Annotated in this window: 12 protein-coding genes; 3 read left to right on the top strand and 9 right to left on the bottom strand. The window is 36.3% G+C overall.

Annotation, left to right across the window (positions count from 1 at the left end):
• Nucleotides 1-12 precede the first annotated feature (12 nt).
• From B0A64_RS09920 to B0A64_RS09905, 4 genes are read right to left on the bottom strand one after another with little or no spacing between them, the layout of a single operon-like run.
• The gene (locus B0A64_RS09920; protein WP_089479342.1) at nt 13-1,425 is read right to left on the bottom strand and encodes a carbohydrate porin; all 1,413 of its coding nucleotides are present in this window, start codon (nt 1,423-1,425) and stop codon (nt 13-15) included.
• Nucleotides 1,422-2,684 (bottom strand): sugar MFS transporter, encoded by a 1,263-nt coding sequence (locus B0A64_RS09915; protein WP_089479341.1) that lies wholly within the window; start codon nt 2,682-2,684, stop codon nt 1,422-1,424. The genes B0A64_RS09920 and B0A64_RS09915 overlap by 4 nt, the downstream gene beginning before the upstream one ends.
• 27 nt (nt 2,685-2,711) lie before the next feature.
• Nucleotides 2,712-3,638, bottom strand: coding sequence for a carbohydrate kinase family protein (locus B0A64_RS09910; RefSeq protein WP_089479340.1), 927 nt, complete (start codon nt 3,636-3,638; stop codon nt 2,712-2,714).
• 50 nt (nt 3,639-3,688) lie between these two features.
• Entirely contained in the window at nt 3,689-4,708 is a 1,020-nt protein-coding gene (locus B0A64_RS09905; RefSeq protein ID WP_089479339.1) for a LacI family DNA-binding transcriptional regulator, read from the bottom strand.
• 221 nt (nt 4,709-4,929) lie between these two features.
• Here B0A64_RS09905 and B0A64_RS09900 point away from each other — a divergent pair, with 221 nt between their 5' ends.
• Nucleotides 4,930-8,505 carry a DUF7619 domain-containing protein gene (locus tag B0A64_RS09900; protein ID WP_089479338.1) on the top strand — a complete coding sequence of 1,192 codons (3,576 nt, stop codon included), beginning with the start codon at nt 4,930-4,932 and terminating at the stop codon, nt 8,503-8,505.
• A gap of 211 nt (nt 8,506-8,716) precedes the next feature.
• Here B0A64_RS09900 and B0A64_RS09895 read toward each other — a convergent pair whose 3' ends face one another.
• Together B0A64_RS09895 and B0A64_RS09890 are read right to left on the bottom strand one after the other, a co-directional pair.
• Nucleotides 8,717-9,637 (bottom strand): helix-turn-helix domain-containing protein, encoded by a 921-nt coding sequence (locus tag B0A64_RS09895; RefSeq protein ID WP_089479337.1) that lies wholly within the window; start codon nt 9,635-9,637, stop codon nt 8,717-8,719.
• Nucleotides 9,638-9,640: 3 nt separating this feature from the next.
• Nucleotides 9,641-10,420, bottom strand: coding sequence for an SDR family oxidoreductase (locus tag B0A64_RS09890; protein WP_089479336.1), 780 nt, complete (start codon nt 10,418-10,420; stop codon nt 9,641-9,643).
• A 197-nt stretch (nt 10,421-10,617) separates the two neighbouring features.
• On the opposite strand from B0A64_RS09890, the gene B0A64_RS09885 reads away from it, so the two are divergent.
• Both B0A64_RS09885 and B0A64_RS09880 read left to right on the top strand, forming a co-directional pair.
• Nucleotides 10,618-11,577 carry a YheT family hydrolase gene (locus B0A64_RS09885; protein ID WP_089479383.1) on the top strand — a complete coding sequence of 320 codons (960 nt, stop codon included), beginning with the start codon at nt 10,618-10,620 and terminating at the stop codon, nt 11,575-11,577.
• 222 nt (nt 11,578-11,799) lie between these two features.
• Entirely contained in the window at nt 11,800-13,818 is a 2,019-nt protein-coding gene (locus tag B0A64_RS09880) for a PAS domain-containing sensor histidine kinase (protein WP_089479335.1), read from the top strand.
• Nucleotides 13,819-13,854: 36 nt separating this feature from the next.
• On the opposite strand, the gene B0A64_RS09875 is transcribed toward B0A64_RS09880, so the two are convergent.
• The 3 genes from B0A64_RS09875 to B0A64_RS09865 are packed head-to-tail and all read right to left on the bottom strand — an operon-like array spanning nt 13,855 to nt 16,326.
• On the bottom strand, nt 13,855-14,286 hold the full coding sequence (locus B0A64_RS09875) for a hypothetical protein (protein ID WP_089479334.1): 432 nt from the start codon (nt 14,284-14,286) through the stop codon (nt 13,855-13,857).
• A gap of 19 nt (nt 14,287-14,305) precedes the next feature.
• A complete protein-coding gene (locus B0A64_RS09870) occupies nt 14,306-15,004 on the bottom strand; it encodes a response regulator transcription factor (protein WP_089479333.1) in 699 nt (232 codons plus the stop codon).
• Nucleotides 15,001-16,326, bottom strand: a complete 1,326-nt coding sequence (locus B0A64_RS09865) for a sensor histidine kinase (RefSeq protein ID WP_089479332.1) — start codon at nt 16,324-16,326, stop codon at nt 15,001-15,003. Before B0A64_RS09865 ends, B0A64_RS09870 begins: the two co-directional genes overlap by 4 nt.
• Nucleotides 16,327-16,339 lie beyond the last annotated feature (13 nt).

Here is a 16,339-nt window from a genome sequence, read left to right as displayed (position 1 = left end):
ATTGTTTTTAAGTTAAAATATCCACCACTCTGAGCGGACACCAAAATAAGTTCCGATTCTTTTTTGTCCTGCTTGTTGCAGAAATGGAGAATACATGGCATTTTTTGCGTAGTCATTGTATCGGGAGACTTCGGCTATAAAGCGAATATGTGGTCGCGCCCACGGACTGCGCTCGGCAGTAGGAACAATAGTAGGAGCCAGAGCAAACTTAACCATCGAAGCCGTTGGGTTGTAACTGTCTTTTCGAGCCGTGTAATGCAGTTCTGAAACGAGGTGAAACCAATTGGTGAGATAATAAATTACCCTGGTGCCCATGGCGAGATCAGTTTTATAGTTGTAAATGTCTTTATTATAAAAGTCAGGTGCCTTTCCGTTTGTGTCAGCTCCACCTTTGCTTTGTGTGTAAACCGCATAGGGGTTAATACTGATCCTGTCCGAAAGGTTAAGCATAAGATGTTCTACCATCGTAAAAGAGTAGGCACCCTTGTAAGTCCGGTCATCTGCACTTGGTGCGCCAAAAGTGCGCCATGTTTGTGTGTTACCGTTATCGCCACCATTGGCGATTCCTGTTCCGTACCGAATAGAAAATTGGTTAAACGATCCTGTTTTTCTTGTTTTAAGATCAGAATTTATTTTGACACCTGCGACAAACCCATTATCAGACGGATAGGCTGGATCTGCATTTTTATGTACCTCCGGTACGTGGTGATATTCTGCCAATAATTTTATAATGTGCTTTTTAGATACATTAAAACTATGTTCTGCAACCATAACCTCACGCTGTCGATAGGTAAGATTCTTATTCCCGGAGATGATGTTAGAATAAGAATAAGGAGATGTACCCGCAGAAGACGTCGTATCTATTGCCGCAGGGAAAAACATAGAGAACGAAGTTTTTTTGTATTTGATCCCAAATCCCTGCGAAGAATGGTCATCAAAATAAAAATAATCTGCAATGTGCACATCATCATAACGCATGTATCTCGCTCCTGCCCAAACACTCCATTGACTTCCTATGATATTGCGGGCTTCTACAAAAGCTTCAGGCAAACTAACGATCATACCGTCTGTTGAGCCCGAGTTTACATTGCCCAAAAAAGTACCGTTTGAGGAATAAAAAGCAAGCCTTGCCTGAAAATCAATTTCGGTACTGTCTTTACTGGCGTTTACAGGCATGAAATGAAAGGAGGGTAGCAAGTCTACATAATCGCCCTGATCCATTCTGCCGCCTAGTGAACCCTGATTTAAAAGATTTAACTGACGCCCGGTATGTCCTTCAATATCCGGAGTATAACCAAATCCAATTCTTCCGGTAGTACCAAAAGAGAAATTTTTGTTTTTGATTACAATCTGACTCTGTACAGTAATCGTACAAAATAGTAAAAGGACTACCGTTATTAATCTGAAAAAAGCATTGGATATCATAAACCTGTTTCGTTTATAACCTTAGCCTGAATATCTAATGTTTTTGGTTTGTAGTATTTTACGGCAAATAAAAGGATAACAATATAGCAAACAATAGGCAAAAGATAAGCATAAGCAATGTTGGTATTGGCAACAAACCCCATGATAGGAGGGAATACCGCACCACCAAACATAGCCATAACTAAAAACGAAGAAGCCTGTTCTGTTTTATTGCCTAACTTTTTTAATCCCAGACTAAAAATAGTAGGATACATAACGCTTAGAAAGAAGTTGAGCATGATTAATGCGGCAAATGAAACCCAGCCAAAACTTTGAGAAATTATGATACAAAGAATCATGTTGCAAACACTGTACACGGCAAGTAATTTATTGGGAGCGATGTAGCGCATTAAAAAAGTTCCAATAAAGCGTCCTGCCATCATCATTGCCATGCTTAGCGAAAAATAATAGGCAACCTTATTATCAGCCATTCCTGTTTTTTCGACTCCATAATTAATAAAATAGGCCCATGTACCACCTTGTGCACCTATATTAAAGAACTGTGCCGCTACTGCCCACATAAAATGACGCTGACGGTATAAAGGGGCATTAGGAACCACATTTGGGTTTTCGAGGTCGGTTGTATTTTCTCCATGCCCTTCATGCGGATCTTTTAGTGCCGGAACTTTTACAAACCAAAAAGCAAGGGCGATGGCAAGAATCACACCTCCAATAATCATATACAGCGTTTTTACAGATTCCAGACCTTCGGCACCTTTGGTATTGAGTATAAAAAAGCCACCCAAAAGAGGTCCTATAATAGCGCCAAGTCCATTAAAGGATTGTGCAAAATTAATACGCTGATCGCTGGTTCGCTCATCTCCCAGTGCCGCTACAAAAGGATGAGCAACGGTTTCAAGAGTGGCAAGACCGGATGCAAGTATAAACAAAGCAATCCTGAAATAAGTAAAAGATTCGTTTTGCGCTGCCGGAATAAATAAAAAAGCACCCAGAGCATATAGAATAAGTCCTAATAATACGCCTTTTTTGTAGCCATATCTTTTCATGAATAAACCTGCCGGAATTCCCATAACGGCATAAGCGCCAAAAATAGACAACTGCACCAGTCCGGATTCTGATTTACTAATGTGCAGTACATTCTGGAAGTGTTTGTTCAGGACATCACCCATTGTAATGGCGATCGCCCAAAACAGAAACAAAGAGATTACAAATACGAAGGTAATGGTATATTTTTTTTCGGTAAATTTTGCTTGTGACATTTTTTTTTGAGGTTATTTAGAGGTTAGTTAAAGTTGATTGTAGGCCAGTTCATTCTGATCCTTAAAAGATTCAAAATCTTTTAAGCTGTAAGAAGGGCAGGCACCTTCTTTTGAAGTGATAAAACCACCCAGAGCCACAGCTTGTTTCATGATTTCCTCCGGACTTGAATTCATTATTCGTTTAGAAAGAAATCCTGCCAGAAATGCGTCACCGCTTCCTACAGTGTCGGCAATCGCAACGGGCACTGCGGGAGTCTGATAATGATGATCTCCATTATAATATATAGCACCTTTACTGCCTTTACTGATCAGAACTTCTCTAATGTCAAAAGTATCCTGTATGTAGCGGATGCTGTCGTCTTCATTGTGATAGTCTTTGGATAAAAAATCTAGAATAAGCCTGAGTTCCGCTTTGTTCATCTTAACCAGATCTGCCTTAAAAAGAAGCTCTTTAAGAACAGGAAGAGAGTAAAAAGGAGGTCGTAAATTGACATCGAATACCTTAAATTTTGCTATTTCCAAAAGTTCGAAAAGAGTCTTTCGAGATTTTTCGCCTCTGGTAATAAGGCTTCCAAAAACAAATGCTGCCGCAGCATTTACTTTATTGGTATGGTTGGCATCGAATTCGATAAAATCCCAGGCAGCAGGTTCAATAATATCATAATGCGCCTCATTGTGTTCGTCGATAGTAGCAATTACAGTTCCGGTAGCATATTGAGAATCTGTTTGTATGTTTTGGGTCGCAATATTCCAATTGGTCAGCTGGCTTAAAAGATCGTTTCCCAGTTTGTCATTGCCAACGCGGCTTATCATTTGGGCATCAATTCCCATTCTCATTAAATTGTAAGCAACATTAAACGGTGCTCCGCCAGCGCGTGATCCGGCGGGAAAGATATCCCATAATACTTCTCCATAACAATATACAGAAGGTTGAGTTGGTGTTTGTTTTTTCATAATTAGACAGGTTAAACGTTTAAGCAAATTGATAAATAAAAAAAGTGTGGTTAATTTTTATGTTTTGAAGAATCCCTAATGTGCATTTGAGCATTTAATACAATAGTTTTAAAAGGCAGTAAAGGATCTGTAATTTTGTCGTGGAGCAGTGTTACAGCCGAGATTCCAATATCGGTTAGCGGCTGGCTTACATAAGATAACGGTACGCTAAAGAGTTCATAAGCTTCTGTTTCATCAAAGGCAACTATGGCAAGATCAGCAGGTATGTTTATACCTGATTTCATGAGCTTTTTAAGACCGGATACGGCAAGTTTATTACTGGTAAAAAAGACAGCATCAGGTTTGCTATTGGTTTGAAACAAGCGATTAAAGCCATTGTCAATATCCTGATCGATATAATCTTTGTTGACATTTAATAGGTTATCCGGAGTAAATTCTAAATTATTTGCTTTTAAAGCATCCGTAAACCCTTTGTTTCTTTGTAGTAAATGTTCCAGCATTGTATCGTAAGCAACCAAAAGGATGTTTTTACGACCTCCGTTTATAAGATGCTGCGTAACGGTATAACTTATGTCATAATTGTTAATCTGAATACTATCCGCCTGCATTTTTGGTAGGTAACGATCTATAAAAACAAAGGGCAATTTTTGTTTTTGTAATTTCTCCAGGCAGATCTCAGAATTTTCGACCGGTGCAATAATCAAACCTTCGGCCTGGCGGTGGTAAAACATATTAAGGAGACTTTCAAATTTCTCTTTATTCTCGTCAGAACTACCAATAATAAGCGTGTAGCCTTTTTTAGTAGCTTCGTTTTCGATAATTCGGGCAATTTGCGAGAAATAGGGATTGGCAATATCGGCCACAATTAGCCCTATAATATTAGTACGTTGTGTTTTCAGGTTTTTGGCAGCAGTATTGGCACGATAATTAAGTTCCTCGGCTGCTTTAATAACCTTGTCTGCAGTGTCTTTGCCAATGCGGCTGTTTTCTTTATTATTAAGCACATAAGAAACCGAGGCGATCGATACACCCGCTTTTAATGCTACATCTTTTATAGAAACTTTTTTCACTATAACGTTTTCTTGATGGCAAATATAATAAAGTTAAACGTTTAAGCAAATTTTATTAAAAAAATATTATTGGCTGAATTTTTCTCATATAACGCACTAACAGTAAAGAAGCGATTGTTTTTTAGAAATGATATAGGTAAACTTAAAGATATTGAACAGTAAACTTGTTAAATTTTTGAATGACGTATTAAAAATCATTTTATATTTACAAAAAAATTAATATGAAAAAACTTTACATTTTCTTTTTTATCATTTTTAATGCATATGCTCAAAATCCAGCAGACAGAGATCCTACTTTTAATACTTTTAGCCTGCCTTTGGGAAGTCATTTTGTAGATTATAACATTTTGAAATCAGGTGTTCAGTCCGATGGAAAATTTGTTTTCCTGAAAAGCAAAAATTCCGGAGGTATGGAATTGATAAGGGTTAACAATAATATATTAGATACCGGTTTTAATACCGGAACAGGATTTAAGTATGCAGGGTATAATTTTAAAATTCAGACGGATGGAAAAATTATTGCAATTGGTTATTTTACTGCTTACAATGAGGTAAGTGTTACTAATATAGTACGCTTAAATACAGACGGTAATGTAGATAAAAGTTTTGTTTTAGCACCGGGAGTGTCTATTAGCGGAAGTAGTGAAGATAACATACCCGATGTTGCTATACAGCCCGACGGTAAAATTTTGATATCAGGAGTTCTCAACTCAAAAGGAGGCGTGATACGACTTAACAGCAACGGAAGTCTGGATAATTCGTTTACTCCTTTTACCGCCATAACCGGTGGTGTAACTGCTATAAGGTTGCAGCCTGATGGCAAAATTATTGTTGCCGGAGCAACCAGCAGTGTAAATAAAGTTTTCAGGATCAATAAAGACGGAAGCTTAGATACAGACCTGACCCCTTTATTGGATAAAATAAGCGTTCAATATGATATTGTCTCACAAACGGATGGAAAAATTCTGTTTTCGGCAGCTTTTGAAGGCCCTAATAATACTTACAATAGTAAATTAATCAGGTTAAATAATGATTGTACTATTGATACGAGCTTCAAAACAAATACGATCAGTGCCTCGACAAAGCCTGGAATTGCGAGAATTATAGTCCAGCCTGATGGTAAAATCCTTCTTGGGGGGAGATTTAATATAACAGGTTCGAGTTCTACCGGAATGATTAGACTTAATGCTGATGGCACAATCGATACCACTTTTAAAACAGGAGTTGGAACAGATTATCAGATTAATGATTTGAGTTTGCTTCCTACCGGAAAAGTACTTGTTTCCGGACAGTTCAATAATTATAACAAAGAAGTTGCCAATTATGTCTTATTACTAAATAGTGATGGGACCAGAGACAGCAGTTTTAGTAATATCGTAACAGGTTTTGATTCCGGAAATGCAGTTGCAATAACAGTTCTTCCCGATGATAAAATTTTAGTTCCCGGAAATTTTTTTAGTTATAACGGCAAAACAACACCTAATGGTCTGGTACGATTAAATAGTGATGGAAGCCAGGATGAGTCCTTAACATTTGGGGGTTTACGCGGATTTACGGATCAGTCTATGTTTTCGACGGTAAATTCTATAGCCGTACAAAAAGATGGAAAAATGGTAGCCGGAGGTAATTTTTTAGGATTCAATGGTATTACTACCAATAGATTAGTGAGACTAAATAATAACGGTAGCAGAGACAATACATTTGTTATTGGTACAGGATTTAATTATGAAGTAAAAAAAGTAGTTGTACTTGCTGATAACAAAATACTGGTTGCAGGAGATTTTACCACCTATAAAGGTAATACATGTGTAGGGCTGGTACGCTTGAATACTGATGGATCTGTAGATACAACTTTCAAAGCGGTATGGAAAGGGATGAATGATGCTTTCCTGCCTTATGTATCAGACATCATAGTCCTGACAGATGGCAAAATTTTAATGTCATCAAGTACATTTCAAAATGGGAGAGGATTAACAAGACTTAATACGGATGGATCAGAAGACGCTTCATTTGTGCTCGATCCTATTGTAAAGCCAAATGGAAGTGGAGTATTTGTTCAAAGTGATGGAAAAATTATTTTCTCTGGACAAAAAAATAAAGTTAATGGGGTTTTTAGATTGAATCCTGATGGAAGTCTGGATAATTCTTTTAATTATAAAACTATAGATACTGAGGATTACGGAACATTTTTATCAGGAATACAGAAAGATGATAAAATTTTGGTTTCAGGATATAGTGCAAATAATAATAGCAATCATTTTTTTGCCAGATTAAATTTAGACGGAAGCTATGATGAAACCTTTACTAATATATTTCATAACAAGGATATAGATTATACAGCCAAACTTTTACCGCAATCAGACGGAAAGCTTATTTATGCAGGAAGTTTTGTCAATTACAGAGGAGTACCAGCGGGCAAAATAATTCGTTTGTTAGGACAGGATTATAAATTTGTTCAGGGACAAAATAAACTAGATTCAGACAATAATGGCTGTGATCTTAATGATGTTCCTTTTGCTTCTTTAAAATTGAATATTGCTTCAGGTCCCGATACAAAAAGTTACATCACAAATAATACAGGAAATTATACCCTTACCTTAAAAAATGGATCTCATACGATAACGCCTGTTTTCGAAAATCCGGATTATTTTAATGTACTTCCTGCCAGTCTTACAGTAGATTTTCCTTTGCAGGCGAGCCCATACAATGGTAATTTTTGTATTACTCCAAAAGGGATTCACCCGGATCTGGAAATTGTTATTTTGCCATTGACCCCGGCAAGACCAGGATTTGATGCCAAATATAAAATTGTATATACCAACAAAGGAAATCAGCAGCTTTCAGGCACAGTATCTTTTGATTTTATGGATGCCGTGATAGACGTTGTAGAGGCTAACCCTAATTATACCAATCAGTCCGAGAACAATTTAAAGTGGGATTTTGTTAATTTGAAACCGCTGGAAACAAGAGAAATCACAGTTGTGCTCAATGTAAATTCGCCTCAGGAAACACCACCTGTCAATGGAGGAACGTTATTGAAATATACAACAAAAATTTCTTCGTCCCAAACAGATGAAACTCCGGCAAATAATACCTTTGCATTCGATCAGGTTGTACTTAATTCATTTGATCCAAATGATAAGACCTGTATCGAAGGAAATGTTATTTCGAAAACAAAGGTTGGAGATTATGTACATTACATCATTCGTTTTGAAAATACAGGTACTTATCCTGCACAAAATATTAGTGTAAAAGACATAATCGATGGCACCAAGTACGATATAAATACCTTGTCTCCCCTGAGCGGAAGCCATTTATTCTCGACGGAGATATCAGATAATAATAAGGTCGAATTTAAATTTGAGAATATCAATCTCCCTTTTGATGATGCACACAATGATGGTTATCTTGCTTTTAAGATAAAAACAAAAGCAACATTGGTCGAAGGAGATACCTTTGGTAACTCTGCCAATATCTTTTTTGATTACAACAGCGCAATTACAACAAATGTGCCTACTACAACAATCAGTAAAACACTGGGAGTTCAGGATTTCCCGTTTAGTAAATACTTTGTTTTATATCCAAATCCTGTAAGCGAAACGTTGAATATAAATGCCAACAGCGACATTCAATTGTCTACCATACAAATTTACAATGTATTAGGGCAGTTAATAAGAGTAGTTTCTAATGCCAATAACATTCATGCTATTGATGTTTCGACACTAACACCAGGTAATTATTTCATTAAAATTGTTTCTGACAAAGGAACTTCTAACGCAAAATTTATAAAAAAATAAATAGAATTTATTGCTATTCTAAAATCCTGAAAATGAATAATTTTCAGGATTTTTTTTTATCTATTATTTATACAAATTCAAAGAAGTGTTTTAGTAATGGAAGTTGTTCCATTAGAATTTAGGTAATCTTTTAGTCAAAGTCAATGGCAAAAACAGAAATAACGAATTTAAATCTCAACAGATTGAAACTTAAAAAGACGAAGGCTCTATTTTAATTAAAAGAATTTCTAAATTCTAAAGGAGTCAGATTCGTTTTGGTTTTAAACAACTTGCTAAAAGATTGCGGATGTTCAAACCCTAATTCGTAAGCGATTTCAGTCGCTGATAAATCGGTAGTCGAAAGTTTTAATTTGGCTTTTTCTATAATCTTTTGATGAATGTGCTGTTGGGTATTCTGGCCCGTTAAAACCTTAAGTAATTCACTTAAATAATTGGATGACATATGGAGTGCTTCAGCAATTTTATGAACCGTTGGCAATCCTTTACCAATTAATTTATCGTTATCAAAATAACCGTTTAGGATATCTTCTAAATTTTCTAAAACTTTATGATTCGTTTTTCTTCTTGTCAGGAATTGACGTTGGTAAAATCGCTCTGCATAATTTAGCAAAACTTCGAGTTGGGAAATGATGATGTCATGACTGAATTTATCAATATTAGAATGATATTCCTGTTTTATATTTTCAAGAATAGTATTAATAACAGTTTCTTCTTTTTGCGAAAGGAACAAGGATTCATTTACGGAGTAGTCGAAGTAGTTGTACTTTTTAATATTTTTTGCGAGAGATGTATTCCAAATAAAATCAGGATGAATAAGCAACATCCACCCTGAATGATCGGAGATGGCATTTTGCTCCATTTCGATTTTTAAGACCTGCCCGGGAGCCAGAAAAAACATAACTCCTTCATCAAAATCATATTTTTGCTGGCCGTAAAATAATTTATAATTTAAATTTCGTTTAATAGAAATCGAATAAAAATCAAAGACAGCGCTTGCTGGATTATTTTCCGGAGAATGCTGAATCTTCGAATAATCGACGATGCTGATGAGCGGATTTTCCGGAAGCGGAAGTCCCATTTTTCGATGAAATTCTGTTATCGAATTAATCCTGAATAATTTTGATTGTACCATCTTTTATACCTGTTTTGCTTTTGCCTTTTCGATACTTTTATCCATTACATTCAATATAAAATTTGGAGCCACCCGACTCATGAATTTCAACACTCTGGCCAAGCCGGGTTTTATTTCAAAATTATTTTTTAATAAACCTTCTATAGCAATTTGAACCATTTTGTCCACTTTCATGTTCTGTTTGGGATCAATAAGCCCTTCAAAAGCATCACCCAAAGGTGTTTCTGTACTTGGTGGAGCAAGTTCAAATACTTTAATATTAGAGTTCTTCAATTGCAGTCTTAATACCTGAGTATAAGAATGTATACCTGCTTTTGTGGCACTATAAATTGGCGATATCGGAAAAGGTACAAATGCCAAACCCGAGGATACGTTTACAATAGCGGCACTTTTTTTTGTTTTTAAATGGGGCAAAAACTGATGCACCATTCTAATTGGACCAGACAAATTGATTGCTATCTCACGGGTAATATTTTCTAAATCCATACTCGTGTCCTGCAAATCTAAATTACGCATTATTCCCGCATTATTGATAATAATATTCAACTCCGGGAATTGTTGAGTGACCTCAATATACAATTTTTCTATTTCTTTGGGCTTACTAACATCACTTTGAAAGGTATAAATGTTTGGAAACTGTTTTTTTGCTTTGTCCAGTTTTTCAGGATCGCGTCCCGTTATTATAATATTTTTGACCTCTTTTTTAGTAAGTTGTTTAACAAACTCAAGTCCAATTCCGCTTGTTCCTCCTGTAATTAGGATCGTACTGCCTTTTAATTCCATTTTTTCTATTTGTTTTATTTCATGACAAAGGTAAATAGCGACCCTCAATGGTTTTGTAGCTAAAACCATGTTTGCAGTAGTCAAAATCAGGTTTGTTGTATCTTATTTTTTCAGAGCTTATAAAAGGCAGCTATTATGTAGTCGAAAATAGCGAAATCTTCTTAGATTTGTATACCGCACCAAAAACTTTTCGTATCATGCCAGTAATTGAACAATCAGAATATAATTTTCCTTCGATTATGCATAGAAACAGGCATGTTTCTACTATTTATGCTGCTTTGTTTAAAAAGTTTGAAGTTCCGGGATATACAAGACAAAAACATGAATTAAGCGACGGCGATTTTATCAATATCGATTTTATTATCAACGATCCTAAAAAAGCAGTTATTTTATGTCATGGTTTAGAAGGAGATTCCCGCAGAACTTACAATAATAGCTGTGCGAGTTATTTTCAGGAAAAAGGTTTTTCGGTTTTTGCATGGAATAATCGAACTTGCGGGGGCGAAATGAACCGTTTGCCAAGACTTTATCACCACGGCGCAGTTGATGACCTGGATGATGTGGTTCAGTTTGTTTTGCAAAAAGGATTCGAAGATGTTTACTTAATTGGGTATTCGATGGGAGGAGTACAGCTGCTGAATTATTTTGGCTGGACAAAAATCGATGAACGCATCAAGGCAGGAGTATCGATTTCGGTACCTACACATATTGCAACAAGTGCAGAGATACTCAAACAAGGGTTTAACAGGGTTTATCTAAAGAATTTTACAATTGATATTAAAAGAAAACTGAAACACAAAGCCGCACAGTTTCCTGATTTTATAAACAGCGATCAAATTGATAATATTACTTCTTTTGATGAAGTAGACCATTACTTTACCGCGCCGCTACATGGTTTTGCCAGTCGGGATGATTATTATGAGCGTGTTTCTCCAGAATTTTCTCTTCAAAATATTACGACACCCGTTTTGATCATTAATTCGCTCGATGATCCTTTTTTAGGCGAACGATGTTATCCCAGAGCTATCGCAAGAGACAGTGCTTATGTGTATCTCGAAACGCCTAAGTATGGCGGACATTGTGCTTTTCCGCTCCGCAATTCGACCTATTCGTATGCAGAGAAAAGAGCCTATGACTTTTTTAAATCCTACAAATAACCGGTACAACTTATTCTTTTTTAGTTTCAAGCTGCACCTTAAATTTACCCCAAAAAGGAGTGTCGGCCATTTGCGAATCTCCAACAACCAGAGTAGTAGGATGAATAGAATCTAACATACCGCTGTAAGTACAATCTCATATTGTATATTTGTTATTGTATTAATATGAAGTGTTTTTTAGTATAATATTGAATAAGTTTTAAAATAAATATACCCTAACCAATGAACCCTAGCGATAAAAATGTTTTACAAGGAATGACAGATAGTGACAGACGCTATTTTTCGCTCTTGTCAGATTCGCCTTTCGCTGTTTCGGTTATGCTTGGCAAAGAGATGCAGATTGTGTATGCAAACAGTCTTATGAAAAAAATCTGGGGTAAAGGCGATGCTGTAGAGGGAAAATTCATGACAGAACTCAATCCTGAAGTCAGGGATCAGCCCTTTCCGGAAATATTTGCAGCTGTTTATGAGACAGGAGTCGCAATTGAGAAAAAGGAAATACTTGCCCGATTAAACCATAATGGAATTATTAAAGAAAGTTATTTTAACGCTGTTTTCCAGCCCCACCGCGATACTGACGGAAAAATAATTGGAGTAATTACGATTGGTCATGAAGTTACAGATCAGGTAATTGCACGTCAGGCAGCACAAAAATCAGAGAGCCAGTATCATAACCTGATTTATTCCTCTCCATCGGCAGTTGGAATATTGTATGGTGAAGAATTTATAATTACCATTGCCAATGATGCCATGCTTGCTATTTTTGGCAAAGGAAAAGAAGTTATAGGCAAGCCTTATTTTGAGGTAATGCCGGAGCTTATAGATCAGGGTTACCGCGAAATTTTTGCAGAAGTGTACCACAAGGGTAAAATCTACAATGCCATAGAAACGCCCATGAATATTTTGCGCAATGATACCATGAATCAGGAGTACTATAATTTTATGCTGCAGCCACAGCGGGATGGATATGGAGTAATTAACGGAGTTGGTATTTTTGCTGCCGAAGTTACGATTCATGCACTGGCTAATCAGAAAATTAAAGCCAGTGAAGAAAAATTCAGAAGAATGTCTGATCTGGTTCCTGCAAAAATCAGTAATGCAAATGCAGATGGTGAAGTCACTTATTTTAACCGCCACTGGCTCGATTATACCGGCAAGAATTTTGAAGAACTCAAAAGTTTTGGTTACCATAATATCATGCATCCTGATGAAGTGCCCGAATTTCAGACGCTGTTGCAATTTGCTGCTGAAACAGGAAAAACGATTGAAATGGAAATGCGCTTCCTGAATAAAAAAGGCAAATATAAGTGGCACTTAAATATTGCAAGTCCAATACTGGATGAAGATGGAAATGTGAGGATGTGGGTAGGCAGCACAACCGAAATACACAAACAGCTACAAGAGAAAAGGGTTCTGGAAAAAGCCGTAAAGGAAAGAACAGCAGAGTTGCAATTGGCAAACCAGGAATTGCTACAGCAAAATCAGGAAATGGAAAAACGAACTGCCGAGTTAGTTCGCGTCAATTTAGAATTGACAGCTTTTGCTTATGTTGCCAGTCATGATCTTCAGGAACCTTTGCGTAAAATACAAACTTTTGCAGGCCGCTTATCGACAGATGAACATAAAAATCTCTCGTTTTCCGGACAGCATGGCTTGGAGCGTATTCTTGTATCAGCTTCAAAAATGAGAGAATTAATAGACGATTTACTGGATTATTCCCGAATTAGCAAATCGCACACAAATACTACAGCAGTCGATTTAAATTTGGTCGTAAAAGAAGTAATAGAGATGCTGGATCATATAATAGTAGATAAAAAAGCGGAGATAATTTATGGAAGCCTTCCTACTATTGATGCTGTACAATTTCAAATCCGGCAGGTATTTGTTAATCTTTTGAGTAATTCATTAAAATTTACAGCCAACCACAGAACACCGCTAATAGCTATAAACGGTGCGCTAAAAAAAGGGAAACTATTTTCTTATCCTGAATTGCTTCCCGAAACGACATACTGCCATATTGCTATTAGCGATAATGGTATAGGATTTGAATCGCAATACACGCATCAAATTTTCAAATTATTTCAGCGCCTTTACAATTACTCTGATTACAAAGGTACCGGCATTGGTCTGGCTATTGTAAAAAAAGTTGTAGAGAACCATTCAGGATTTATTTCTGTAAGCAGTGAGATAGATATGGGTTCTACATTTGACATCTATTTTCCTGTTTCTAAAAATCCTTAGCAGCCTTTTATCCCAGTTAATCTAAAAAAGTAACGCTTAATTTTCTGAAAGTGTTTCAGAAATTTTTTCTCCCAAAGCTTTTAGTTTCTCAAAGGTTTCATTAGAAACTAATTCTTTATCAATACTTACTTTTAATTTTTCTTCTTTTAATATAAAAGAATAAGCGGTTTCGCCTTTGCTTTCCTTTTTCCAGATTTTGCTGCCGCCATCGGTAGATAATAGGTTGTTGTCTAAGTTATCAGCTAATAATTTTTCGATTTTTTTGGTTTTAAAAGTATCAAAATTTGCAAGTAAAGAATAATAATTATCTGAGTTAGAAACCGAAACAGATACGGAGGTTCTTGTCGTTTTTGTTGCTTTAGGAGTTGCTTTTGCAACTGCTGTCGTTTTTCCGGAAGTAGCTTCTGCTGTTTGTGCCTGAACCAGAGTGCCCCAAGTCAGGAGTGCTACTATTAAAATAATTTTCATAAGTAAAAGTTTTAAGTTTTTATTCGTCTTTGCTGGTAAATTTAAAGCCCAGACCTCTTACGCTGGGAATAGAAATATCCGGATCTTCGCTAAAATATTTTCGAAGACGGCTAATAAAAACATCCATGCTTCGTCCTGAAAAGAAGTCGTCATTGCCCCAGATTTCTTTTAAAATGTCTTCCCGTTTTACCAGCTTGTTCTTATTGGCATATAAAAACCGAATCAGCTGTGCGTCCTTTTCGGTAATACGATGCGTAATTTTTTCATGAGAAAGAGTATAATTAGCGCCATCAAAAACATAGCTTCCTATAGAAAATACCATCGATTCTGGACTATGTATTGCAAGAGGCTTTTGGCTTCGTTTCAGGATGTTCTGAATTCGCAAAATCAATTCTTCGACTTCAAAAGGTTTCACTACATAATCATCAGCGCCAAGACGCAGTCCTTTGATTTTGTCTTCCTTAAAGCTTTTTGCTGTTAAAAAGAGAAAAGGCGTTTCGGCATATTTGTCAATAATATTTTCAGCAAGCGTAAAGCCATCCATGTGGGGCATCATGACATCCAAAATACAGATATCCGGTTTGGTATCTGCAAAAATTTTCAAGGCTTCCTTACCATCTTTTGCCCACGTAACCCTGAACCCTGAAAATTCAAGGTATTGTTTTAATATAGAAGCATAATCAAAATCGTCTTCTGCTAATAAAATATGTTGTTTCATATTGGAATTGTAATGGTGAATAATGACCCTTTGTGTTCCTCACTTTTTACAGTAATGGTTCCTCCATACGTTTGCACTAATTGTTTGATGTAGAACAATCCAAGTCCAAGACCCTTGCTATTGTGAATATTTCCTTTTTCGACCCTGTAAAATTTATCAAAAATAGAAACCTGTTCCTGAACAGGAATGCCTTTTCCGTTGTCTTTTACAGATAGAATAAAGTTTCCGGTTGTTATTCTCAGATCTGCTTCAACTTTTATAGCGCCATATTTTACGGCATTGTCTAAAAGATTGATCAGAATGGTATTGAGATGAAAACGATCCATCGAAATGACAAAAGCTTCTTTTGGACATGTAAAATCAATCGCTACATCTGGTTTCGAAAGCTTGAAATCGTCTATCATATTATTAATTTCCTGACTGGTAACCTGAATAGTTTCTTTATTGGCAACAGGCATGACGGAAGCTTCTGTTACCTGACGAAACAATTTTTGCAGTCTTTCATTTTGCCTTGCAATCATGGCGAGCGTACTTTTATAATGCTCCGCACTCATTTGCCCGTCTTTTCGCTGCAATGTTTTGATGGCAATATCCATTGTAGCGAGTGGCGTTTGAAATTCGTGTGTAATATTATTGACAAAGTCTGTCTTGATATCGGCAATTCGTTTTTGCGAGATCAGGTTTTTTAGGGACATATAGTACAGGAAAACGACAAAAGTCATCAATACCACTGAAAAGATTAACAAGCTTGCCATTTTAGAAATAATGGTTTGCTGCAATTCATCAAAACTATAGCAGCGGTCACTTTTTACAATCATTGTAAATTCGTCTTCATTGTTTTTTGTCTCCCAACGTCCCATAGACGAGAGGATTTGGTTCTTTTTTAGGGTATCATTGGCTAAGATTAGTATTTTGCCTTTAAAAAAAATATCGGTTTTCTCATGATTGATTAGCGCAATAGAATTGAGATAAATAGAATAATCAATATCATAATCTTCAGGCTGAACCATTTTTTTCATATAGATATTCATGGCTCTCGAAAGCGAATCTTTGTTGTCTCTGATGTATTTGGTAAAATTTTGCTTTGTCACATTTCCTTTTACATATTCTTTGACATACTTTTTTGATTGTCTTGTCCAGGCATCATTCAGGTTTTCCCATTCTTCAGTATCTTCCAGACGCGCGATTTGTTTTTTTATGGAGCTGTTTATTTCCTTTTCATATAATTTGTAGGTATTGTAGATAAAATAGCCTTGAATTGTAGCCAGGGCTATTACCGTAAAGACACAGGCACCAATTAAGAGCATTATTTTTCTTTTCATCTGTCGTCAGTGT

The organism is Flavobacterium araucananum (genome assembly GCF_002222055.1).
Lineage (GTDB): Bacteria > Bacteroidota > Bacteroidia > Flavobacteriales > Flavobacteriaceae > Flavobacterium > Flavobacterium araucananum.
Note: the sequence above shows the minus strand (reverse complement) of the source record. Positions and strands in the feature narration are given on the sequence as shown.

Coding starts and splice junctions, on each gene's coding strand:
- B0A64_RS09920 (WP_089479342.1), bottom strand. CDS start 1,425: ATGATATCCAATGCTTTTTTCAGATTAATAACGGTAGTCCTTTTACTA.
- B0A64_RS09895 (WP_089479337.1), bottom strand. CDS start 9,637: ATGGTACAATCAAAATTATTCAGGATTAATTCGATAACAGAATTTCAT.
- B0A64_RS09885 (WP_089479383.1), top strand. CDS start 10,618: ATGCCAGTAATTGAACAATCAGAATATAATTTTCCTTCGATTATGCAT.
- B0A64_RS09900 (WP_089479338.1), top strand. CDS start 4,930: ATGAAAAAACTTTACATTTTCTTTTTTATCATTTTTAATGCATATGCT.
- B0A64_RS09890 (WP_089479336.1), bottom strand. CDS start 10,420: ATGGAATTAAAAGGCAGTACGATCCTAATTACAGGAGGAACAAGCGGA.
- B0A64_RS09910 (WP_089479340.1), bottom strand. CDS start 3,638: ATGAAAAAACAAACACCAACTCAACCTTCTGTATATTGTTATGGAGAA.
- B0A64_RS09915 (WP_089479341.1), bottom strand. CDS start 2,684: ATGTCACAAGCAAAATTTACCGAAAAAAAATATACCATTACCTTCGTA.
- B0A64_RS09875 (WP_089479334.1), bottom strand. CDS start 14,286: ATGAAAATTATTTTAATAGTAGCACTCCTGACTTGGGGCACTCTGGTT.
- B0A64_RS09870 (WP_089479333.1), bottom strand. CDS start 15,004: ATGAAACAACATATTTTATTAGCAGAAGACGATTTTGATTATGCTTCT.
- B0A64_RS09880 (WP_089479335.1), top strand. CDS start 11,800: ATGAACCCTAGCGATAAAAATGTTTTACAAGGAATGACAGATAGTGAC.
- B0A64_RS09865 (WP_089479332.1), bottom strand. CDS start 16,326: ATGAAAAGAAAAATAATGCTCTTAATTGGTGCCTGTGTCTTTACGGTA.